Genomic DNA, 21,830 nt, shown 5'->3' with positions numbered 1-21,830 from the left:
ACAGCATGTCGTACCTGAATAGTTACCTGGCAATATCGATAAAAGATTCGCCATTACCTGCCCCTATTGCTAAACATGCTAACGCACTCGAATCGAAATATACAACCCAGCCATCAGAAAACGAATAGAAAACACACGAAAATTAAACATAAACCAATGTTTAAATTAACAAAAAACAAACTAAATAAACACCGTTAGACTTCTCATGATTTATGTGCTAAGTCAACAATGAAATCATAGCGAAAACCCAGTCTCACCGCGCTCCATTCGACCTTAATAAATACAAACGCGATACCGCTGCCCCATCCCAAAACAGCGCAGAGACACCATGATCGACGGAGCATCCATGAAATACATCAAACATTGAGGAACGCCCCAGCCAGACCGGCGCGGTAAATCATGAGACGCGTTCCAGGATGAGATCGAAGCCGTGAGTCTGCATATGCTAGAGACTGAAAGCCACCAGTCGCCCTACACTTCTCCATCCAGCCTTTGGCAATGTCAGTGCCTTGAAACATCGGACACGACCCTTGAAGCAGACACCTCAGCAGAATCAATCCGAGCCCGTCGCAACCGAAGTCGACCAGCTCCGCGAGATGCTCTCGCGCGATCAGAGCAAACGTGCCCGCCGGCTGCTCAAGACGATGCACCCGGCGAAGATTGCGAGCCTTCTGGAGCGACTCACACCCCAGCAGCGAGTCGACGCCCTGCATCAGCTCGACGCCCGCACCGAGCCCAAGGTTCTCTCCTACCTGTCCACTGCGCTCCGCACCCAGCTAGCTTATGACCTGGATGCGGATATGACCCAGCCCAAGAACGGCGCGTCGCCCACGGACGGTCGTGTCGACGAGGAACCGGAAACCCAGCTGCGCCTGGTTCTGGATGCCTTGGATCAGGGCAAGCTCAAGCGAATCGCCCGACTGTTTCACACGCTGCATCCGGCGCGCATCGCCGGGTTGCTGGAATCCCTGCCGGCGACCGAGCGCGCCAGAGTTTGGGACATGGTGGAGGGTGAGCGCACGGCCAAGGTCCTGCGGCATCTGCACGAGGAGGTGCGTCGGCGCCTAGCCGCAGAGATGGATCTGGAGCATCTGATCGAGGCCGCGCGCGGGCTCGAGCCCGACGATCTGGTCGACCTCATCCAGGATCTGCCGACGGCCACCGGGCGTCAGATCCTGGACGCCATGGATCAGCGCGAACGTGAACGACTGCAGTCGATGCTCTCCTATCCCGAGAACACCGCCGGCGGACTCATGAACATGGACCAGGTGGAGGTGCGCAGCAACATCAAGGTCGGCACACTGCTGCGTTATCTGCGTCTGCGCGAGGAATTGCCGCCGAATACGGACAAACTCTTCGTCATCGATCGCAAGCACCGCTACCAGGGCATCCTGCGGACGGAACGCGTGCTTACCGCGCGCCCCGAAACCTCGGTGTCGGATCTGATGGAAACGGATTTCGAGCCGGTCCCGGCGGATCAGAAGAGCGACGCGGTGGCGCAGCGTTTCGAGCAGGAAGACCTCAACTCGGCCCCGGTGATCGATGCCGAGGGACGCCTGCTCGGGCGTATTACCATCGATGACGTGGTCGACGTCATCCGCGAACAGAGCGCCCATGCGCTGTTGGGCATGGCCGGCCTGGACGAAGAGACGGACATGTTCGCGCCAGTGCTGGCCAGCAGCCGTCGACGCGCAGTCTGGCTCGGCATCAATCTCATCACCGCCTTCCTCGCCGCCTGGGTCATCGGCCTGTTCGAAGGCACCCTACAGCACGTGGTGGCGCTCGCCGTGCTGATGCCGATCGTCGCCAGCATGGGCGGCATCGCCGGCAGTCAGACCCTCACCCTGGTCATCCGAGGACTGGCGACCGGTCAGCTCGGCAGCGGCAATACCCGCATCCTGCTGCTCAAGGAGATGGGAATCGGATTGCTCAACGGGCTGCTTTGGGCCTTGGTGGTCGCCGCGCTGGCCATCGTCTGGTTCGGCAATTGGACCATTGGGGGCATCATCGCCGTGGCCATCCTGCTCAATCTGCTGTGCGCCGCCGCCTCCGGGGTCGTCATACCGCTCCTCATGTCGCGCATCGGGATCGACCCCGCACTGGCCGGCAGCGTGGTGCTGACCACGGTCACCGACATCGTCGGCTTCTTCGCCTTCCTGGGACTGGCCACCCTGATTTTGCTCTGACCGGGGCTCCATGGCGGGCGTTGGCGAGGATCTCATGGACGCTGGCCACGGCATTCAGAACGCGCCAACGTCCAGGTCTCCTCTCTCCACTCGCCGGAACCCCGGACTCCCTCAGTATCCGAGCGCGTAGGTTTCGCGCCTGGGATCGGCTCCCGCCGAGAGCACCCCGTTCTCGAACGAAACCAAGGCGGCGCCGCCATAGGGTTCCTTCCAGCTATCCTCGATCTTCACCTGATGCCCCAAGGCTTGGAGTCCCTTCACGACCTGCGGGCTGGCCAGGTGGCCGATGCCCATCTGATAGTCCAGGATCTCGCCGGGATAGAAGGCCTTGGGGAAGGCGAAGCTGCGGAAGCGGTACTGCTCGACGCTGTTCTGCAGCGGCATGCCGAACTCGGCCACGTTCATGAACAGCTGCAGCATGGTCTGGACCTGCTGGTCTCCGCCCGGAGTGCCGAGGTTGAGCCAGGGCTTGCCGTTCTTGAACACCAGGACCGGGCACGGGGTGATGCGCGGACGCTTGAAGGGTCCCACCTGGTTGGCGCTATTGGGATCCATGTAGAACATGCGCATGCGCCCGCCGAGCAGGAAGCCGACGTTGCCCGGCACCACGCCGAACTTGACCCCCATGTTGTTGCTGGAGGTGGCGTTGAACATGTTGCCGTCCTTGTCCATCGTGGCGAGCTGAACCGTGCTGGTCTCCCAATCGCTCGGAGGGCCGTCCGATTGGGCCAGATCAAGGGACCCTGCCAGACGCGCCTTCATCGCGCGGGGATCGCCCGGCTCGAAGTGCGGAGCGGCCTTCTTCGGATCGATCAGGGGACGGCGAACGTCGGCATATTCCTTCGAGACCAGCTGCTCCTGAGGGACGTCCACCAGGTCGGGATCGCCGAAATATTTGTAGCGGTCGGCCATGACCAGATCGATGGCCTCGACCAGCAGGTGCAGATATTCGGGGCTGTTGTGCTCCATCGCGCCGATGTCGTAGGCATCGAGGATATTGACCGCCATCAGCAGCGCCGGCGCCTGAGTCGTGGTGTTGGGGGCGTAGAAGTCGTAGCGGTTGCCCTTGGAGTCTTCGTAGGTGGTATGCAGCGGCGCATACTCCAGACGCACCTCGTCGACGAAGCTCACGAAGTCGCCATACCTCAGGAGACCCTTGTCGGGGATCCCGACATCAGGAAGGTTGCGCATGAAACGATCGATCTCTTTCGCGACGTCCCCTTTGTAGAAATAGTCGACCGCAGCCTGAATGCCCTTCACCCGATCATTGGGGAATGCGCCTTCGGCGGCGACCATCGCCTTCATCACCCTGGCCTGATCGGGCTGCTTGAAGATGTCGCCGACCTCCAGCACCTTGCCCTCGGGCATGAAGAGGCGCTTCGAGTCAGGCCATTTCGAGTAGACAGGCGCATATTTCTTGAGCCACATCACCTGAATGGGCGAGATGGGGAACCCCTCCTCCGCGAGCTTGATGGCCGGCGCCATCACGTCCGCCAAACGCAGGGTGCCGTACTCTTCGAGCGCCAGGGCCAGGCCGGCCAGGCTGCCGGGCACGGATGCGATATCGACGCTGTCCTCGGTGGGTATCCCGCCATGGACCTTCTGGAAATAGTCGACCGTCGCCAAACGCGGCGACGGGCCGATGCCTGCAATGAAGGTGGTCTTATCCGTCGCCGCATGGTGGATCATGATCGGCGTCTCGCCGCCCCAACTGTCGTGAGCATGCTGAGTCACCTTGGAGACCATGGTCGCGGCGATACCGGCGTCGATGGCGTTGCCGCCGGCCTTGAAGATTTCGATGGCCGCGAGCGCCGAATACTGATCCGGCGCCGACACGGCGGCGTTCATGACCTGTACGGTGGGCCGCATGGCGCCGTTCGGCGTCTTGATGGAGTCCTCGGCCGCGAGCGCAGTCGAGGCGGCAAGGACCGCTCCGGTCAGCAGACGCGTGGCAAATAGGCTTTTGATCATGTACTACTCCCGTCTTCACCTGAGGCTTGGTTGAACCGCGAACTGGGTTGAACCGGAGGAAGTCGCCCGCCTTCAGAAGAAAGCCACGACACACCGGCATCCGTGCGGCATGCGCCCTGGAATCGTCCTCACGGACGAGGCCGGGCAGGTTGTGTGGCGGGCGACTTGGAGAACGATACGAGAAGACCGGCGCCGAGCATCGGGGCATCTCCACCCCGCCACCCGGCGCCGAGATCAGGTCTGGAGTACCCCGACAGTCTCCCCATCGATTCGATGCGTCCCGAACCCCTCCGCCCCCTCGTTTAGGGCGGTCGGTTCGGAGGAAGGCGCGGAAACGGCGACGATCTGGAAACGGCTGACCTGGCGCACCATGATTGCGGCGATCTCCTGCAGCTGCTTCGCCGCTCCAGCCGAGTGGGAGGCGAAGGTGCTGTTCTCCATGGCCATGTCGGCGATGCGCTGGATGTGCGAGGAGATCTCCTGGCTGGCGGTGCCCTGCTCGTTCAGCGCACCGGTGATGGCTTCGACCTCGCGCAGCATGGCCTCCATGCCCGCCGTGATCTCGCGACTGGACTCACCGGCCTCGACAGCGCGATTGACGCCGCCATCGGCGGCCGCGACCGCGCGCCGCATGTCCGCGACGCTGTCGTTGGAGCCTTGCTGGATTTTCTCGACCATCTCGCGAATCTCGTCGGTCGAGCCTGCGGTACGCCGGGCGAGCTCGCGGACCTCCTCGGCGACCACGGCGAACCCTCGACCGTGCGACCCTGCCCTCGCAGCCTCTATGGCCGCGTTCAGCGCCAAAAGATTCGTCTGGGCGGCGATCCCCTGGATGACGCCGACGACATCCGAGATGTGCGCCGACTGCTCGCCCAACCCCTCGATCGTCTGGGCGGCCTGGGTGATCTCGGAGGCAATCCGTTGAGTCTCGTCCAAGGTCTGGCGAATGATCTCGCCGCCCTGATGGGAAACCTGGCTGGAGTTGCGCGACAGTTCCTGCACCTGACGCGCGTTGTCGGCCATATGATTGATCGATGAGTTGAGCTCTTCCACGGCCGTCGCGACGTAGGACGCCGTCTCCGACTGCGATTCCGATGCCTCGGCAACCTTGGTGGCCCCATCGACGAGCTGATCGGTGGCGGCGCCGAGCTGCCCGGCCGTCTCGTGGATGGACTCGATCATACCCTTGAGATTGTCACGCATGGCGTCGAGCGCGCGAATGAGATCGCCGACCTCGTCGTTCGCCGAGCTGCGCAGAGCGACGGTCAGATCCCCCGCCGCGATCTTCTTGGACCCATCGGCGGCATACCGCAACGGCTTCATGATGCTGCGTCCCAGGATCCAGCTGACCAGAATCCCCGTCAGCAGCGCCAGACCCAGCACGACCCCGGCGATGCCCAAGGCGCGACCGAATTGCGCCCGAGCCATGTCATAGCTTTCGCCCGCCGCCTTGCGATCCGTCTCGATCAGGTTTTTGAGCCGAGCCGCAAACTGCTGATAGCTCTTGTCGGCCTTCTCCATCATGGCCATGCCCATATTGGGATCCATGGTCGCGAGGTCGAGGGCATCGCTGATCTGTTTGGAATACGTCTTAACCGCCGGGAGAATCTCGCCATACGTCTGATCTAGATCGGCGTCTCCTTGTCCCGCTTCAGAAGCCTCGGCAAGCGCATCGGTCACCTGGGTGAGGCTCTTGACGATTCCCTGTGTTTCGCTGTCGATCGTCGACTCGTCGAAGGCGCTCATCCAGTTGATCAGACGATAGGCGCGGGCCTGAACGTCGTCGATCGTGCCCGCGAGGCGCGTCGCGAATTCATAGTCGCCGAATCGGACAACGTAGATCTCGTCGAGCGCCGCGTTCTGGCTGCGCATCGAGTCGAGGACGAGGAGTCCGAAAACGACCAGGAATATCAGGATGATGCCTGGTGCGGCAAATATCTTGTGCCTGAGTTTCATGGCGAGATAATCCCGGCGCGCGATCAGTTAACGCTTGTACACGCCGGCGCAGACGATGAGATCGTCGCTGGTCTGGCAATAGCTCGTCTTGGGGAGAATGGCCTTGGTGACGGGATCCTTGTACTTGTAGTCGTGCCAATAGCTGGTATGCGTCTTGGCGAGCTCCATGCGCTCCGAAATGAATGCCGTACCGCCGGCATCCGTCACGCCGAGGAAGTTCTTTCCGACCATCTTCGGGTTCTGGCCATGGGCCAGATTGTTGCCTTCGCGATCGAAGACGACGGGATAGAGATCGCGGTCGATCCAGCCGGGCTTCTTGCCGGTAATGTCCGCAAAGGCTTGTTCTTTGCCGACGGCATGAATGTGATCGATGGCCTTTTGCACCATCGCCTCCGCCTCCTGGGGCGTGGCGAACTCGTCAGCGGAAAAAGCGGCGGGCGAAGCGAATAGAAGTGCGGTGATGGCGCCAGCAAGGGCAAAACGGAATTTCATCTTAACTTCTCCATTTCCATGATGTTTAAAACAATCCTCTCCCGAACCGTCTGGCGACGGTATGCAAGAGCCAAATCAGGTTAACAGCGTCGAAATCAGGAGCCTGATAACCAGTTCACAAATAGCACATGAAGCGCCTATGCAGACACAGGAAAAAATGAACGCAAAGCCTTGATTTAAAGAAAAAATACAATAAAAAACATTCGCTTAATTTCACCAATCCCCGCAAACCCCATACCGAATCGATGGAGTCTGCGTTGACGGGCATTCACCCGCCACCGCCCCGATCTCAATGAGCGCTTTTGCCGTAGCCCTAATCGCCGACCGGCATCAATGACATTTGTCATTGAATTAAAACCCTGCATTCGATCACCACTTCTGAAGATGGATCGAAGCGCATGCCCCCCCCGCTTCAATGTCTGGATTCGAATGGTCCACGAATCGCGAAACGCCCCCATCCGCGCCACCCGATTTCAGATCTCATCCTTCACCTGGGCATAGGTGATGAGGGCGAACAGTCCAGTCCCGCCGATCACATTCCCGACCAGGGCGGGCAGGATTCCCGAGAAGACCGCATACACCCAGGTGCAATCCCCTTCCATGGCGAGCAGGAACCACTCGGTGGATCCGGCTATGACGTGCGTCAGTCCACCGACCGAGATCATGTAGGTCATGAGCACGATGATCCAGAATTCGCCGCCCTTGGCGTTCGGGATCAGCCAGACGATCGAGGCCACCATGAATCCGGCCGGGATACCGTAGAGCAGGGTCTGAAGCGCGGAATACTGAAGCAGGTGTTGCGAGACCAGAAGCGCCGCCTCCAATTGCTCGGGCGGCAGAATGCCGCCCGACATCGCGACCCGCGCAGAAGCCAGGGTCCCGATCATATTGGCGATGAAGACGACGGCCCAGAGCCGCAGGGTCCGTTGAACCTTGACGCGGCTGATATCGGTCAAGACCGGGAGCACCACCGTAATGGTGTTCTCGGTGAAGAGTTGCAGACGTCCCAGAATCACGATGACGAATCCCACACTGTAGCCAAAACCGACCAGCGCGGGCTGGAGTCGAGTGCCCTCCAACGCATGGTGCAGGAAGGCCATGCAATAAACCGACAAACTGAGCGACAGCCCCGCAGCGATCCCGGACCAGAACAGCGAGTTGATCGGCCGCGACAACTCCTCCACGCCTTCCTGGCGCACGATCTCGAACACCTGCAACGACCGCAGGCCCAGGCGCTCGGAGACCTCGTTCCGCTCCTCGCGGGACAGACCCGCACTTGGCTTGCTTCTAGACATGACAAGGGCCCTCAATCGATTGAGAGTGCGCTGCACCATTCGGGCTACGCCCGTAGCCTGGTGAAACGCATGGGATTGGTGGTTTAGCCCCGATCAATGGGGCAAATACACCAGCGGGAAGTGAGGGAGGACGAGCCGAGAGGGTTCAGACCGAATCGCCGTTCGCGCCCAATCGCTACGCGTCCTTGAGCCCATATTTCTGGATGCGATAGCGCAAGGTCTCGCGAGTCGTGCCGAGGGCTCGCGCGGCGGCGGTGACATTCTGGTCACTACGCTCCAGCGCGGTACGGATGATGTAGCGATCCATCTCGTCCAGGGCCATTGTGCCGTCCAGCGGAATGATGAGACGGTCCCCGTCGACGTCTGGCCCGCTTCGGCCCTCCTGTGTCAAAGCCGGGCTGCTGCCGAGCTGCATCCACTCGATCGGAAATACCTCGTCCCGCGCCAGCAGCACGGCCCGCTCGACCACATTGCGCAGCTCGCGCACGTTTCCAGGCCAACGATAGCCACGCATCCGCTCGTAGACCGCGTTCGGGATCACATGGACCCGGCTATCCGAACGCGCGTTGTATTCCTCCACCAAGGCCGGCACGATCTGTGGGAGATCGTCGAGACGCTCGCGCAGCGGCGGCAGGTCCAGACGAAAGACGCTGAGGCGATGGTAGAGGTCGCTGCGGAACTCGCCATCGCGCACGCGCTCCTCCAGATTGCGGTTGCTCGCAGCGATGACCTGAACGTCCACGTCCAGCGCCTTCTCCGAACCGAGACGGCGTACGCGCCGGTCCTCCAGTACCGTCAGCAGTTTGGTCTGTAGATCGAGATCCATCTCGGCGATCTCGTCGAGAAACAGCGTCCCCTCGTTGGCCTGCTCCAGATAACCGCGATGGCGACCCTTGGCGCCGGTGAAGGCCCCAGATTCATGTCCGAACAGCTCGGATTCCAGCAGATCGCGTGGCAAGGCGGCGCAGTTGACCTCGATCATGGGACCGTCGGCGCGCGGTCCGGAGTGATGCAGAATACGGGCGACCAACCCCTTGCCGACGCCGGTCTCGCCGCCGATGATCAATGCGCTGAAGGGAACCTCGGCGAGCCGAGCGATCATATCGCGGGTGGCCCGCGTGACCTCGCTGGAACCGATGTAGGAGTCGATCCCGTAGCGACGGCTGCGATCCCGGCTCTCGCTGCGCAGACGCCGCTGAGCCAATGCGGCGCGCCGGGCCCCAGCCACCACCAGCTCCAGCCGCGCGAGCGCGCAGGGCTTTTCCAGAAAGTCGTAGGCCCCTAGACGCAAAGCCCTAACCGAATCGGACACCCCGCCGTATCCGGTCAGCAAGATCCACTCGCCGGTGATTTTTTCCCGACGCACCTCGTCGAGCAGATCCAACGCATTGCCGTCGGGCAGGCTCATGTCGGCCAGAACGACCTGGGGTTCGAGACGCTCGTCGAGCAAGCGCAAACGGGCCTCTCCTAGGGTCGCGACGCACTCGGCATCCCAGCCCTTGTTATTGAAATGCCGGTTAAGCTCCTGGCCGAGCGCCTCGTTGTCTTCAATGATCAGCAGGGAGTTCCCCATCGAATCTCCTTCAAATGCCCAGTATCAGCGACGCTGATTGGTCCCGATACGAACGATTTCGGTCTCGAATCTGGATTATTCCAGCCCCGTTCGCTTCCAACTCGGCCATAACCCAGGCCGAGCGACGTCCACGGCAATCACGCCGTTCGAGCGCCAGCGCCATCATGCCCGAGCGCGAAAACCCATGCGGTGAAATTAGGCGTAGGCGTCAGGAGGCACGCCCCTCCAGCGGCGGCGCCAATGGCAGTTCGAAGGTTACGCTCTCGGTGGTCAGTGTCAGCGTACCGCCGCCATCGCGTGCGCAACGCTCCGCCGCCAAGGCCATGAGTTTCAGGTCGGCGCGTTCGGTGGGGATATCGGGAGAGAAGCGCCCCTCCACGCTCAATCGCAGCCTGAGGCGTCCCTCGCCCGCTTCGCAGTTCATAACCGGGCGCGAATCACGATTCCCGCCGCAGTCGGTGCCGACCCCCAGGAGCCGCAGACAATGGACAAGCGCGGCCTCGAAGCTGTCGGGCTCGATTTCGATCTCTGTGGAATGCCGCCTGCCCTCGTCGGACGCGACGACTCGGCCACCGTGGAGGCGCATGACATCGGCAGCGATGGCCTGTCCATCGAGCCGCTGCTGGGGACCGTCGCCGAAACCCGTCGAGCGCACGGCGTCGCTCAAACCGTTAGACAGGGTCGAGGCGGCCCCCAGCAGGCGCTGCAATCGCTCGCGGTGGCCCCGATCATCGAAGAGCTCCAACTGCAAGGTCTCGGAAATCAGCTTGATCACGCTCAGCGGCGTACGCAGGTGATGGGCTTGCTGGCGGGCCTGCTCGGCAAGCAGCGAACGCCGCTCCAGGTCGGCAAGACGCTCCCGATCCGAATCGAGCGGAGAGGATGGAAAAGCGGACTGATCTGGCATGGACGACATAGCGGCAATCGATCTATTGGTTGACCCAATGGAGTCGGCCTGAAAGCAGCGGGCCTACCTGCCCCCTCATCCGGACGCTCCAATCCAGCCTGCGCGAGAAGGCGCTGACTGATCGAATCAAAAGCAAAGATCAAGCCATTTTATACTCTGTGACCATCAGAGCAATCCACCGAGAGCGAAGCCGAATTCCGCTCCATTAGGACGAGGCCCTGCACCAGGCTCAGGGTCCAAGCGACCACGCTTCGAACCATCCGGGCAGGGCTTCCGACGGCATCTTGAAAAAACCGACGTTCCGGCCAGATCGGCAGAGACTCGACGAGGGTTCCGAGCAGATGAAACTCGCTGGCCGCCAGCAGACGGCAGGCGACGCGATTGGCGAGGATGATCCGGCTATCATGGATATCCGCCACGATCAGTCCATAGCGAATCCTGTCGAGCGGATCGCCGGTGAAGGCACTTGACCAAGCATTTGGGGGCGTTGTCATCGATTCGATCCCTCATGCAATGTAGTAAGGCCATGCGCCAGACAGACGTACGCTGGGTACTTGGCAAAAGGTTGGGCTCAACCCCAGATCAAAACGAGTTCGCGCATCGGTTCCTACGCAACACAGGCGGCGCGGCACGGTTATAGCCCGAACATCAACCTCCGTGGACCAATCTCATTGTAACGGTTCACTCCACTCGTAGAGACGGGGCATGCTTGCGACACGCGATATCGAGACGCCGATCGAGACAGCGTCCGACACGAGAGGATCCCGCATCCTCGTCGTCATCAACCCGGCATCGGGCAACGCCGATGCGAACGGGGTCGATCCACTGCTCGATCTGCTGGAGCACCGCCTGAGTGAACGCGGCCTCCGAATCCAGATCATTCCATTCGGACCGCACGGGCTCGCCGCTCGTCTGCGCGCCGCGCTCGACGAGGATGTCCGCGCCATCTACGTTGCGGGCGGCGACGGCACCTTGCTGAGCGTTGTCGAGGCACTCGGTCCGTGTTCCATACCATTGGGCATCCTCCCGCGCGGCACCATGAATTGGATGGCCAAGGATCTCGGCATCCCGCTCGATATGGATGCAGCCATCCAAACCCTGCTGGAAGCCCGCATCCAGCTCCTGGATCTGGGTCAGGTCAACGATCGCCCCTTTCTCTGCGCCTGCATGATCGGCGTCGGAACCCTGGTGGGACGCGAACGCGAGCGCGAGCGATACACGGCGCCTTGGACCCGTTGGCCCAAACTGGTCTGGCGCGGTCTGAAACTCCTTCGGATCTATCCGCATCGGCGCATGCAACTGGTCACGGAGAAGGATTCGGAACGGCTGCACTCGCACACGGTGGTAGTCACCAACAACCTACTCGATAGCGAGTTCGGAACACTGCTCCAGAGAACGCACCTGGATGCAGGCCTGCTCGGCATCTATGCGGTCCGCAAGGCGACTTTGCGCGAACTCACGCGCCTCTTCACGCGGCTGATGCTCGGCAATTGGCAGGCCGACGACGCCGTGCTGACCACCGCCGCCGCCGAGGCGAGCCTGTCCATCTCCGGACGCGGAACGATCAGCGTCATGCTGGATGGCGAGATCCGGCGCTTGAAAACGCCGCTTCGATTCCGCATCGAACCGCGCCGCGTCGCGATGCTGGCGCCCTCGACCTGAATCCTCTGCTCGCGGCCAGGCCGCCCTGTTCAGCATGATGCGTATCGCTCATATCTCAGATCTGCATTTCGGCACCCATCTGCCGCGACTGGCCGAGGCATTGAGTACCGAGATCCATCGCATGGACCCCACGCTGGTCGCCCTGAGCGGCGATCTCACTCAGCACGCCCGAGCGCGCGAATTCGCCGCCGCAGCCGAGTTCATCCGCATGCTCCCCGAACCCCTGCTGGTGGTACCGGGCAACCACGACCTGCCCGGCTGGCGTCCATGGCGCCGCTTCATCCATCCCTGGCGGGCTTGGCGCAGACACATCTCGGAGGAGCTGGAATCCAGCGTTTCAGGAGAGGATTTCATTGCGATCGGGGTCAAGACCGCGCGGCGCTGGGGGTTGCACCTGGACTGGTCGCGGGGTCGGATCAATCTGAATCAGTTGGGACGTGTGGTACGGCTCGCCAGTGCCGCCAAACCCGATGCGATGCGCATCCTGGTCGCCCATCATCCCTTCCTGCTGTCCGACGCCATGCGTCGACGTGGCCTGGTCGGTCGCGCGCAGGATGTATTGGGCGGACTGCGTTCGGCCAGGATCGACCTCATTCTCGGCGGACACCTGCACCAGAGCGATGCGGGAACGACCCATGGGATCGTCGTCGCACAGGCCGGCACCGCCATCTCAAGGCGCCGCAAGGGCGAACCGAACGCCTTCAATCGGATCGAGGCGTCGAGACAGCGGATCCGTATCGACGCCATGCGTTGGGATGGCACGCGTTTCAGCGTCGCTCAGCGCTGGGAGTTCGAGCGCACGACGATGGGGTGGACGCCCGGCCGAAGCGGCAGCAGTCTGCCTTGACGGCCCAGGATTCGGCTGCGCTTCATCCGGGCGGCGGGATACGGGCATTTGAGCGAATCCATTCGCGCCGGCGCGGCGAGCCAGGCCCGCCGTGCCTCGGGATCAGGAGCTCGGCTTGCTGAAGTGCAGAATACCCCAGCTCAGATAGCCCTTCTCTCCAGCCTCGACCCAATGGCCCAATCCGGCCAGCATGCGGTCGATATAGGCATCGGAAACCAAACCGCCGAGGTTGGACCGAACCCGTTCGAGCTCTTGACGAACCCGAGCATAGTGGACGATCAGGTTCGGAGTCAGCTCGATGACATCGACCTCCTGTAGACCATGGCGAGCCGCAGCTGCGCGATAGAAACCGATTGAACCGAGCGAGTCGAGATGGATGCGATCGTAGACCGGTTGCAGAACGCCATCCGGGCAGTCGTCGGTCTGCATGGGATCGGTGAAGATCAGCGCGCCACCGGGACGCAGGACGCGGGCCGCCTCGCGGATGACCTGATCGCGCTCTCCGCTGTGCAGGATCGCGTCCTGCGACCACACCAGATCGAACGAGGCGTCCGGCGCCGGAACGGACTCGAAGCTGCCTTCGACGACCTCGGTCAGGTGATCGACACCCTGTTCCTGGCTCATCTCGCGATTGCGTGCGTTCTCGCGCTCGCTGAGGTTCAACGCGGTGACGTTGCAGCCGAAGGTCTTCGCCAGGTAGCGCGCCGCACCACCGTAACCGCTGCCGAGGTCCAGCACGCGGCTCTCGGCACCCAATCCCTTCACGCGCGCGGCCATGCGCTCGACGGTGCGGCGGCTGGCCTCGGCGATCGGACTATCGGTGCTCTCATAGAGACCGATATGGATATCTTCTCCGCCCCAGACATGGAAATAAAAGTTGTCCGCATCCTCGCTGTTGTAATAGGTCCGTGCCGTCTCGACCACGTTGGAATAGGTTGCGCTCATCCCTCGTCACCCCCTTCGATGTAACGCTTCTCGGCAACGTGGATGAAATAGTCTGGCTCGGATTCGCGGTAGGTCTCCTTGAAATCGCCATAGGTGGTGACGCGCTGAAAGCCGACCTCGTGCAACAGTCGCTGCATATACTGCTTGCGCAGCGGGAACATGTTGAGATGAAAGACCTCCTCGCCCGGAAACTCATAGCGGAAGCGAGCCAGCGACTCATCCATGTGCTCTGGTGTGGCACGAACGTTGTCGCCACAGTAATAGAAGTTATGGCGTGGCTCGATCTGGTGATCGAGGATGGCGTCGTAATTGCGCTGATCGAGGATGAGCACGCCGTCGTGCCTCAGCGTCGCATAGAACTCGGCCAGCGCCTTGCGTCGATCGTTCTCGTCGTGCAGATGGGTGAAGGAGTTGCCGAGACAGATGACTGCGTCGTAATAGTCGTGAACGTCACGATTGAGCCAGCGCCAATCGGCATGCACGGTCCGCAGGATATGGTTGCGCTTGCGCGCGTTCTCGAACGCCTTGCCGAGCATGACCGGGCTGCCGTCGGCACTGGTCACCTCGAAACCCGCCTTGAGCAGCTGGACCGAGTGGAAACCGGTCCCCGTCGCGACGTCCAGGACCTTCTTGGCCCCCTGTTCCTTGAGGAGACGAATGAAAAAGTCGCCCTCGCTCTCGGCCCGGCGATCCCAATCGATCAGCTGATCCCATTTGTCGACGAACGAATGCACGTACTCGGCCTGATAGTGATTCGTATCGCGAACCTTGAGTGGATTCGACCCGAATTCTTGTTTGACTGCTGTATTGATCATGCGATCTCGGCTCCCGTCAATGGAATGAAACTACAGGCAGCGAATGACGCACGCCGAGCAGGCACACGCCTCCCCTGTTTTTGCGAAGTCAAGGCACGCAAGTGCTCGACTCCAGAAGACACGAACGATCGATCGACGCGGATGCTGCGTCGTGTCGTGCGGGAATAGACCCGCGCTGAACACAGAGACTGTGATTGAGTTGGCGGTCAGAAGCCGCCGTCTTGATGTGGCACACGAGGGTGCCGATCCAATCGGCCACATTGCGTAGCCGAGGGGTATGCTACAGCACTGACGAAATATATCCACCGGGCATTCAGTCCAACCCGCCCGGTCGTGCCATCGGAGGCCCCTGATTAGGGGCGGGACCTCCGATCAGGGTCGGCTTCAGTCGAAGAGACGCGGATAACGACCGAGGTCGAGGAACCAGGTCTCACCCGACCAGTCGTCGACACCATCATTGTCCGTTACCAGATAGACGCGTCCTTCACGGGTGACGGCGACACCTTCCGGTTTGTCGGTCATCCAGCCGTTGGTGGCCTTGAGGCTGGGAATGAGATCGAAGGTCGATTTCTCCGACTCGGAGATCAGACCATCGGTCATGGCGTCCGCGCTCACCTCGACCAGGTTCTTGATCGCGGCGAAATCGCCGGAACGATTGTCGCGCTCGATCAGGACATAGGCGCCGTTCGGCATGGCGCTGATCTCGGACAGACCGACCCAGCTCGCATGCTCCGGAACCGCCGCCAGCTCCCACCCGATGTGGCCCCATCTGCCGCTAACCGGATCATAGGTCCAGATCCGCGTCCGCAGCGGCTGGCCGTTGGCGTCGAGCCCACCGGCATCGTCGTCCAGATCCTCGCACCCGGAACTGGTGTAGTTCCAGCCGCGCTGCTGGGCGACCAGCAGACGGTACCCGGATGCATCGCCCTGGACCGCGAGACCCTCGAAGCCCGAACCAAGCGTCGCGGTCTCCTCGGAGGCCGCGCGACAGGCCAGGATCTCGCTGGGCAGACCGATCTCCTGCAGGACCGCGCCGGTGCTGGAGTCGACCTGCAGCAGACGGTTGGGGCGCGAGTCGTCCTTGTTGCCCTCGCTGGCGATCCAGAAGCTGCCGTCCGGCGCGATGGCGATACCCTCGGGGTCATAGTTACCGGTGCCGCCGCTGATGGTCATGGCGCCCGTAATGACGGCGGGGGACTGAGAGACATCGATGGTGAGGATGCGGCTCTCGGAGAAGAAGGAGTCCCAGACGGCGAACAGGCGGTTCGAATCGTTGGGGTCGGCAACCATCCCGGAAAGCGCTGCCCAGGTGATCGGCGCACCGCTGCCGTCGTCTGCGGAGAGGACCTGCGGATAGTCCGGTCTGCCGCGATTGAGCTGATAGAATCGCTGCTGCCGTAGCTGGCGAGACCGGTCAGCTCCACGCGACGCAGATTCCAGCCGGTCGGATCCGTGCCATGAATATCGATGATCGCCAGATAGCCGGGCGGATCCTGCGGCAGACCGCCCTCAACGCCGTCGACCGTCACGTCCTCGTCGCGCTCGTTCTCGATGGCGATGGCGGCATAGCGACCATCGCTGCTGATCTTGATGGAATCCGGCTGACCGCCGAGCTCGATCCAGCCGACAACGCTTTGTCGCGGGATGTTCACCACCAGCAACCGGCCGCTGGTATTCACGAAATCATCGCTCGTATTGACCGCGACCAGCGCCAGCAGGTTGCCGATCACCTCCACGGAGGTCGGCTCGCCGCCTACCGCGACACGGCCGAGCGGCGTCGGTTTGGTCGGATCGGCGATGTCGACGAACCCGATCGATTTGCCCGGGCTGTCGGTATAGACGAGCGTCTCGCCGTTCTTGGTGGCGGCGACGATCTCGGAGACGGTCTCCTCGCCGATGTCCTCCGCATCGAGGTTCAGATAGTTGCCGAACGTCGCAATGCGCTGAAAGTGCATGCCAACCGCGTTGGATCTCAGGTCTGAAATCGTGGCGGATACCCCATCCCAGCCGGTATCGGCCTGGGCCTGGGTCGCCATAGCCACCCCCATCGCAAGCAAGGAGGGCAGAAAAATTCCCCGTGTCGGTGTCTGCATCAGTGTTTCTCGTCCTGTAAAAATGGGTCCGAAACCGCGTTGCGCGCGTGTCTGGACGTCAAAAACGAATGGCGCCCTTCGCCTCGTTCGGGAAGGATGCTAAGCAGCACCGATTGAGGATCTGTGACGTGCGAGTGACGATCGCATGACCTTATTTGAGGCAAATGGCCCCATTGGGCGGGCGCGAACGAGACAGGATCGATAGGATCGGCTGGGAGGTTGGTGGCCTGATTTGAGATTCCACTTTCTCGGCAACTTTCGCCATGTTACGTTTTCCGGACAAAGTGTCCGGAAATGCCACGCTCGGCACGGACGCATCGACAATCCAAGGGGACCCCTATGCTCCGTACCCTGTTGACCGGCGTGGCCGCCGGACTGATCGCGCTTGCCGGATCGGCCTCCGCCGAGACGCTTCGACTCTCGAACTGGCTGCCGACGAGCCATCCGATCGTGAAAGATGTGATGCTGCCCTGGAAGGCGGCGGTGGAGAAGGCGACCGAGGGACGCGTCTCGATACAGATTCTGGACGCCCCGCTCGGACCACCGCCGGCCCATTACGATCTGGCGGCCAATGGGATCGCCGACATCACCTTCGGCGCCCAGGCCTATACGCCGGGCCGCTTCAAGACCTCCATGCTCGCCGAGCTTCCCTTCCTGGGCGACAGCTCGGAGGCCATTTCGGTCGCCTATTGGCAGGTGTTCGAGGAACGGCTCGCAGCGGCCGGAGAATATGCCGGCGTCAAGGTCCTGGGCGTCTTCACCCACGGCCCCGGCGAGGCATTCACCAAGGGACGCGATCTCTCCTCGCTCGCGGGTATCGCCGGAGCCAAGCTGCGCATCGGCGGCGGCATGGCCAACGACGTCGCCACCGCGCTCGGCGCGGTCCCGGTCCAAAGCCCCTCGTCCAAGGCCTATGAGCTCATCTCGGGCGGCGTTGCCGACGGCATCCTATTCCCCTTTGAATCCGTCACCTTCTTCCGTCTCGACGGACTGGTCGATCAGGGATTCGTGGTCCCCGGCGGTCTTTACAACACCTCGTTCTTCTTCGTCATGAACAAGCGTAAATGGGATCGTCTGTCCGAGGCCGACAAGGCCGCCATCGACAGCGTCTCGGGCGAGGCCCTGGCCCGTCTCGCCGGCAAGGCCTGGGACGCCGCCGACGCGGCCGGGCGCGACGCGCTGGAAGGCAAGGTCCAGCTCCATGTCGCCACCGAGGCACAGCTCGGTGCGCTGCACCAGATGCTGGATCCGGTCATCGCGTCGAAACTCGATGAGATCGCGGCGACGGGTGTCGACGCCAAAGCCGCCCTGGACGCGATGAAGACCCGGATCGCCGCCGAGACCCGATGAGACCGCCGTTCATATCGAACCGCTCGCTCGCTGATATCGGCTCGGCACTGCTCGGAGGCGCCTGCGCCCTGACCATGCTGGCGATGATTCTGCTGACGGTGGTGGACGTCATCGGCCGCTATCTGTTCGCCGCGCCCCTGCCGGGGGCGGGCGAACTCACCGAGCTGATGCTCGTCGGCGTGGTCTTCCTCGGCCTTCCGCTGGTCTCGCTGTCCGACGGTCACGTCACGGTGGATCTAGTCACCGAGCGCCTGCCGGCCTGGACACGCACACCCCTGCTCACCCTGGCACGGCTCGTCAACGCCCTGGTGCTGGGCGTGATCGGCTGGCGGCTTCTGGTCATGGGCGGAATGCTCGCCGGCTACGGCCAGACGAGCATCTATCTGCGTCTGCCGATCGCCCCCTTCGCCTATGGCGCGGCGGTACTCTGCTGGCTGGCCTCCGCTCTGCTGATCGGCATGGTGATCTTCCGTACCCCGGGGCATCATCGCCAGACCGACAGTGCCCCCTGCGCCGACTGAGTTCGAGCGCCCACCCCACCGACTCGCCCCGAGACCCTGATGGATTGGCCCTACGGTATTCTTCTGCTCGTGATTCTGATGCTGGCCGGCGTTCCGCTGGCCGCCTCCATGCTCCTCGTCGGCACGCTCGGCACCGCGACGCTGATCGGCGTCGACCCGGCGCTGTCGCTCCTCGGACAGACCGTCTTCGACAACAGCCGCACCTATTCGCTCTCGGTGCTGCCGCTGTTCCTGGTGATGGGAAATTTCGTGGTCCAGTCCGGGATCGCCCACGAACTCTACGATGCAGCCTATGCCTGGCTGCGTCATCGGCGCGGCGGGCTCGCCATGGCCACCGTCGTCGCCTGCGGCGGCTTCTCCTCGGTGTGCGGCTCCTCACTGGCGACTGCGGCGACCATGTCGCGGATCGCGCTGCCCTCGATGCGGCGCTTCGGCTATCCGGACGGTTTGGCGACGGCCTCCGTCGCTGCCGGCGGCACGCTCGGCATCCTGATTCCACCGTCGGTCATCCTGGTTTTCTACGGCATCATGACCCAGCAGGATATCGGCAAGCTGTTCCTGGCCGGCATCCTGCCCGGACTGCTCGGCGTCGTCGGCTACATGGTGGCGGTTCGATTCAGCGTATCGGTCGGCACGGGTCGCGAGATCCCCGTCGAGCCCAAGCTGCCACTGCGCGCGCGTCTGACCGCATTGCGCGGGGTCGCCGGGGCGATGGTCCTGTTCGCCTTCGTGATGGGCGGCATCTATTTCGGGGTCTTCACCGCCACGGAAGCGGCAGGCATGGGCGCGGCCGGCGCCATGTTGCTGACGGCGCTCAGGGGGCGACTCCAGGTACGGCGCACCGTCGAGACCCTGGCCGAGACGGCCAAGCTGACGGCCATCATGTTCTTCATCCTGTTCGGCGCCCTCACCTTCTCCAACTACGTCAACCTCTCCGGCATGGCCTCCGACATCCGGGAGGCGCTCGGGCCGCTCGCAGACACTCCGCTCCTGCTGATCCTGGCCATCCTGGGCGTCTATCTCCTGCTTGGCAGCGTGCTCGAAAGCCTGTCGATGGTGCTGCTGACCGTGCCGATCCTCTATCCCGTGGTCGCTGCCTCCGGTTTCGATCTCATCTGGTTCGGCATCTTCGTGGTCGTCGCCACCGAGATCAGCTACATCACCCCGCCGGTCGGCATGAATGCCTTCGTCCTGCGATCGGTCACCAAAACCGTGCCCCTGTCGACCATCTTTCACGGACTCCTGCCCTTCGTCTTCATGGATTTCATCCGCATCGGCGCCCTGATCGCCTTCCCAGGACTCGCGCTCCTGTTGCCAATGAGCCGTTGAGACTGGGCCGTCTGAGTCCAGCGCCCTCACAAGGGCGCGAAGAAGCTCCATAGCTGACCGATCAGTTCCCGCTCCTCGCGCGCCCGATCCGGATAGTCGAAATGCCCGGCCTGCAGCAGCATCAGTCGCTTGTCGCCCGGAATGGCGTTGTAGACCGCGAACTGACCAGGCGGCGGCACCACAGGATCGAAACGCGCGGCGGCGATGTGCATCGGCTGGCGGATGTAACGCGCGGCGATTGCGGCATCCATGTAGCGCAGGGCGTTGGGTACGCGGCCGCGATCGCTTACGAAGTTTCGCACCGACTCGGCGCTGCCGGCGCTCGGCAGCTTCAACCTCAATGGCTGATGACCGAAGGTCGGCACGTTGAGGTGTCCGCGCCCGATCCGGGCGTCCCAGGCCATCGCCATGGCCCCCAATCCGCCCCCAAGACTGGTTCCGGCATAGCCGACGTGCCCTTCGACCTCGGGAAAGAGTTCCAGCAGCACGCTGACGCCGGTCCAGATATCTTCGACGCAGCCGCCGATGATGTAGCGATTGGGGCTCTGGATGTCGTGCAGGACGTGCCAGTTCGGATCCTCCGAGATGGGGGACCGACGGCTGAGCGAGAGACCTCGGAAACAGGGAACCAGATAGACGCAATCCTGGCGCGGAAGAGAGACGGGAGGACGGTCGATCCCCCCGTAGCCGTGCCCCAGAAGGATGCCGCGCTGGATGTCTGCATGCACTGGAACCAGCAGCCAGCCACCGATCTGAAAGCCGTCGGTCGATCTGTACTGGAGATCGATGAGGCGAAAGTGCGGATCCACCAGCGTGGATGTCGATAGACGCGGATTCGTCTCGACCCTCAGCGCACGCTCCAGCCTGGCACGCCAGAAGGCGGTGAAATCGTCCGGCTCCTGGGGCGGCGCGATTGCGAAAAGCCGCTCAAGGTCGAAGCCGTAGCTTGGGTCGAACGCATAGCCGTGCGAGAAAGGCATCGTGCGGTCTCCGATTGGGGTGGTCGGCGAATGTCAGCGTGGCGCGATTCCGAGCAGCGTGCGCACGGCCTTACGCGGGCGGAGAATCACGGGGGCCCGATCGGCGGCACCGGCGAAGAAGAAGCCAGTCGACGAGCCTCCGTCGAGATTGAGCGCGCGCTCGACCCGCCAGGGTGTCAGCAGTCCGGGCGTCGCGAGCAGCTCACCCAACTCGGCCAAAGTGATGCGAGCACGCACCGCACCGAGCAGCCAACGACCGCGCCAGTCGGTAGCGACGAAGGTTCGCGAGGCGCTCGCAGCGTCCGAGAGCCCTCGAACCGCCCTGCCCGCCTCGACCAGGTAAGGCCCGCTTTGCAGCAAGGCATTGATGTCCGGGCGATCCTCGAATCGGCTCCGGCGTATCAGATAAATCCCGCGCGCATCGCCATAGACGAGGCCGCTGAGCAGCCTTGAGGTCTCGAAGCGGTTGATCCTCCGCCCCGATGCGATCACCAGACCGAGCGGACGGCCATCATGATGGAAAAAACCGCCGTTGACGCCGGCAACGCATCCGGCGGATCTGAGCGCATCGGCAAAATCGATAGCGCCGGCCAACGCCCTGTCTCCGAGATCGACGACCTTGAGACGAAAGGCGCGGGAAGTGAAAAGAACCAGATGCGCCTCAATTTGATCCCCATCGGAGGCCCGGATCAGGTGACGGCTGACCTCGCTGAGATCCGAGACCGAGGTCGCTGCGTCGAACGCCTCGGCGGAGCGCCAATGTCCCGCCATCGATGGGGCGGAAAGGCACAGGAGGATGATCGGCAAACACCACAAGAAACGCGCAGAGGACACCATTGAAATCGACGGCATTGGCTTAAGGCCCCTCAAGCATGAGGTCAGGCAACCACGCGGTCAATCGAGCGGGT

19 protein-coding genes are annotated in these 21,830 nt (G+C 62.5%); 8 read left to right on the top strand and 11 right to left on the bottom strand.

The window, feature by feature from the left end; genetic code table 11:
* Nucleotides 1-530 precede the first annotated feature (530 nt).
* On the top strand, nt 531-2,186 hold the full coding sequence (mgtE, locus tag ACFSJC_RS02590; RefSeq protein ID WP_386022769.1) for a magnesium transporter: 1,656 nt from the start codon (nt 531-533) through the stop codon (nt 2,184-2,186).
* Nucleotides 2,187-2,297: 111 nt separating this feature from the next.
* On the opposite strand, the gene ACFSJC_RS02585 is transcribed toward mgtE, so the two are convergent.
* From ACFSJC_RS02585 to ACFSJC_RS02560, 6 genes are all read right to left on the bottom strand, one after another.
* Nucleotides 2,298-4,157, bottom strand: coding sequence for a gamma-glutamyltransferase family protein (locus ACFSJC_RS02585; RefSeq protein ID WP_386022766.1), 1,860 nt, complete (start codon nt 4,155-4,157; stop codon nt 2,298-2,300).
* 234 nt (nt 4,158-4,391) lie between these two features.
* Nucleotides 4,392-6,113 carry a methyl-accepting chemotaxis protein gene (locus tag ACFSJC_RS02580; protein WP_386022763.1) on the bottom strand — a complete coding sequence of 574 codons (1,722 nt, stop codon included), beginning with the start codon at nt 6,111-6,113 and terminating at the stop codon, nt 4,392-4,394.
* Between the two features lie 27 nt (nt 6,114-6,140).
* Nucleotides 6,141-6,605 carry a cache domain-containing protein gene (locus ACFSJC_RS02575; protein WP_386022761.1) on the bottom strand — a complete coding sequence of 155 codons (465 nt, stop codon included), beginning with the start codon at nt 6,603-6,605 and terminating at the stop codon, nt 6,141-6,143.
* Between the two features lie 473 nt (nt 6,606-7,078).
* Entirely contained in the window at nt 7,079-7,900 is an 822-nt protein-coding gene (locus ACFSJC_RS02570) for a formate/nitrite transporter family protein (RefSeq protein WP_386022758.1), read from the bottom strand.
* A 175-nt stretch (nt 7,901-8,075) separates the two neighbouring features.
* Nucleotides 8,076-9,473, bottom strand: coding sequence for a sigma-54-dependent transcriptional regulator (locus ACFSJC_RS02565; RefSeq protein WP_386022755.1), 1,398 nt, complete (start codon nt 9,471-9,473; stop codon nt 8,076-8,078).
* Nucleotides 9,474-9,681: 208 nt separating this feature from the next.
* Nucleotides 9,682-10,389: a hypothetical protein gene (locus ACFSJC_RS02560; protein WP_386022752.1), complete on the bottom strand. Its 708-nt coding sequence runs from the start codon at nt 10,387-10,389 to the stop codon at nt 9,682-9,684.
* A gap of 275 nt (nt 10,390-10,664) precedes the next feature.
* On the opposite strand from ACFSJC_RS02560, the gene ACFSJC_RS02555 reads away from it, so the two are divergent.
* The 3 genes from ACFSJC_RS02555 to ACFSJC_RS02545 all read left to right on the top strand — a co-directional run bounded on the left by ACFSJC_RS02555 (nt 10,665) and on the right by ACFSJC_RS02545 (nt 12,889).
* A complete protein-coding gene (locus tag ACFSJC_RS02555; protein WP_386022749.1) occupies nt 10,665-10,850 on the top strand; it encodes a hypothetical protein in 186 nt (61 codons plus the stop codon).
* Between the two features lie 235 nt (nt 10,851-11,085).
* Nucleotides 11,086-12,042, top strand: coding sequence for a diacylglycerol/lipid kinase family protein (locus tag ACFSJC_RS02550; RefSeq protein ID WP_386022746.1), 957 nt, complete (start codon nt 11,086-11,088; stop codon nt 12,040-12,042).
* A gap of 34 nt (nt 12,043-12,076) precedes the next feature.
* Nucleotides 12,077-12,889, top strand: coding sequence for a metallophosphoesterase family protein (locus ACFSJC_RS02545; protein WP_386022743.1), 813 nt, complete (start codon nt 12,077-12,079; stop codon nt 12,887-12,889).
* 102 nt (nt 12,890-12,991) lie between these two features.
* Here ACFSJC_RS02545 and ACFSJC_RS02540 read toward each other — a convergent pair whose 3' ends face one another.
* From ACFSJC_RS02540 to ACFSJC_RS02530, 3 genes are all read right to left on the bottom strand, one after another.
* Complete coding sequence (locus ACFSJC_RS02540) at nt 12,992-13,834, bottom strand: class I SAM-dependent methyltransferase (RefSeq protein ID WP_386022740.1); 843 nt, start codon at nt 13,832-13,834, stop codon at nt 12,992-12,994.
* Nucleotides 13,831-14,649, bottom strand: a complete 819-nt coding sequence (locus ACFSJC_RS02535; RefSeq protein ID WP_386022737.1) for a glycine/sarcosine N-methyltransferase — start codon at nt 14,647-14,649, stop codon at nt 13,831-13,833. Before ACFSJC_RS02535 ends, ACFSJC_RS02540 begins: the two co-directional genes overlap by 4 nt.
* A 384-nt stretch (nt 14,650-15,033) precedes the next feature.
* A complete protein-coding gene (locus tag ACFSJC_RS02530; protein WP_386022734.1) occupies nt 15,034-15,939 on the bottom strand; it encodes an esterase-like activity of phytase family protein in 906 nt (301 codons plus the stop codon).
* A 167-nt stretch (nt 15,940-16,106) separates the two neighbouring features.
* Between ACFSJC_RS02530 and ACFSJC_RS02525 the strand changes: the two genes are divergently transcribed.
* The 4 genes from ACFSJC_RS02525 to ACFSJC_RS02510 all read left to right on the top strand — a co-directional run bounded on the left by ACFSJC_RS02525 (nt 16,107) and on the right by ACFSJC_RS02510 (nt 19,942).
* The gene (locus ACFSJC_RS02525) at nt 16,107-16,631 is read left to right on the top strand and encodes a hypothetical protein (protein WP_386022732.1); all 525 of its coding nucleotides are present in this window, start codon (nt 16,107-16,109) and stop codon (nt 16,629-16,631) included.
* A gap of 450 nt (nt 16,632-17,081) precedes the next feature.
* A complete protein-coding gene (locus ACFSJC_RS02520) occupies nt 17,082-18,092 on the top strand; it encodes a TRAP transporter substrate-binding protein (protein ID WP_386022729.1) in 1,011 nt (336 codons plus the stop codon).
* Nucleotides 18,089-18,613 (top strand): TRAP transporter small permease, encoded by a 525-nt coding sequence (locus ACFSJC_RS02515; RefSeq protein ID WP_386022726.1) that lies wholly within the window; start codon nt 18,089-18,091, stop codon nt 18,611-18,613. The genes ACFSJC_RS02520 and ACFSJC_RS02515 overlap by 4 nt, the downstream gene beginning before the upstream one ends.
* 39 nt (nt 18,614-18,652) lie before the next feature.
* The gene (locus ACFSJC_RS02510; RefSeq protein WP_386022723.1) at nt 18,653-19,942 is read left to right on the top strand and encodes a TRAP transporter large permease; all 1,290 of its coding nucleotides are present in this window, start codon (nt 18,653-18,655) and stop codon (nt 19,940-19,942) included.
* Between the two features lie 26 nt (nt 19,943-19,968).
* On the opposite strand, the gene ACFSJC_RS02505 is transcribed toward ACFSJC_RS02510, so the two are convergent.
* Nucleotides 19,969-20,922 (bottom strand): acetylxylan esterase, encoded by a 954-nt coding sequence (locus ACFSJC_RS02505; RefSeq protein ID WP_386022720.1) that lies wholly within the window; start codon nt 20,920-20,922, stop codon nt 19,969-19,971.
* Nucleotides 20,923-20,955: 33 nt separating this feature from the next.
* The gene (locus ACFSJC_RS02500; protein WP_386022717.1) at nt 20,956-21,693 is read right to left on the bottom strand and encodes a phosphodiester glycosidase family protein; all 738 of its coding nucleotides are present in this window, start codon (nt 21,691-21,693) and stop codon (nt 20,956-20,958) included.
* Nucleotides 21,694-21,830 lie beyond the last annotated feature (137 nt).

The sequence above is a fragment of the Thiorhodococcus fuscus genome (assembly GCF_042682685.1).
GTDB classification, from domain to species: Bacteria; Pseudomonadota; Gammaproteobacteria; order Chromatiales; family Chromatiaceae; genus Imhoffiella; species Imhoffiella fuscus.
The sequence above is the reverse complement of the archived record's forward strand: the minus strand, read 5'-3'. Positions and strand labels throughout refer to the sequence as shown.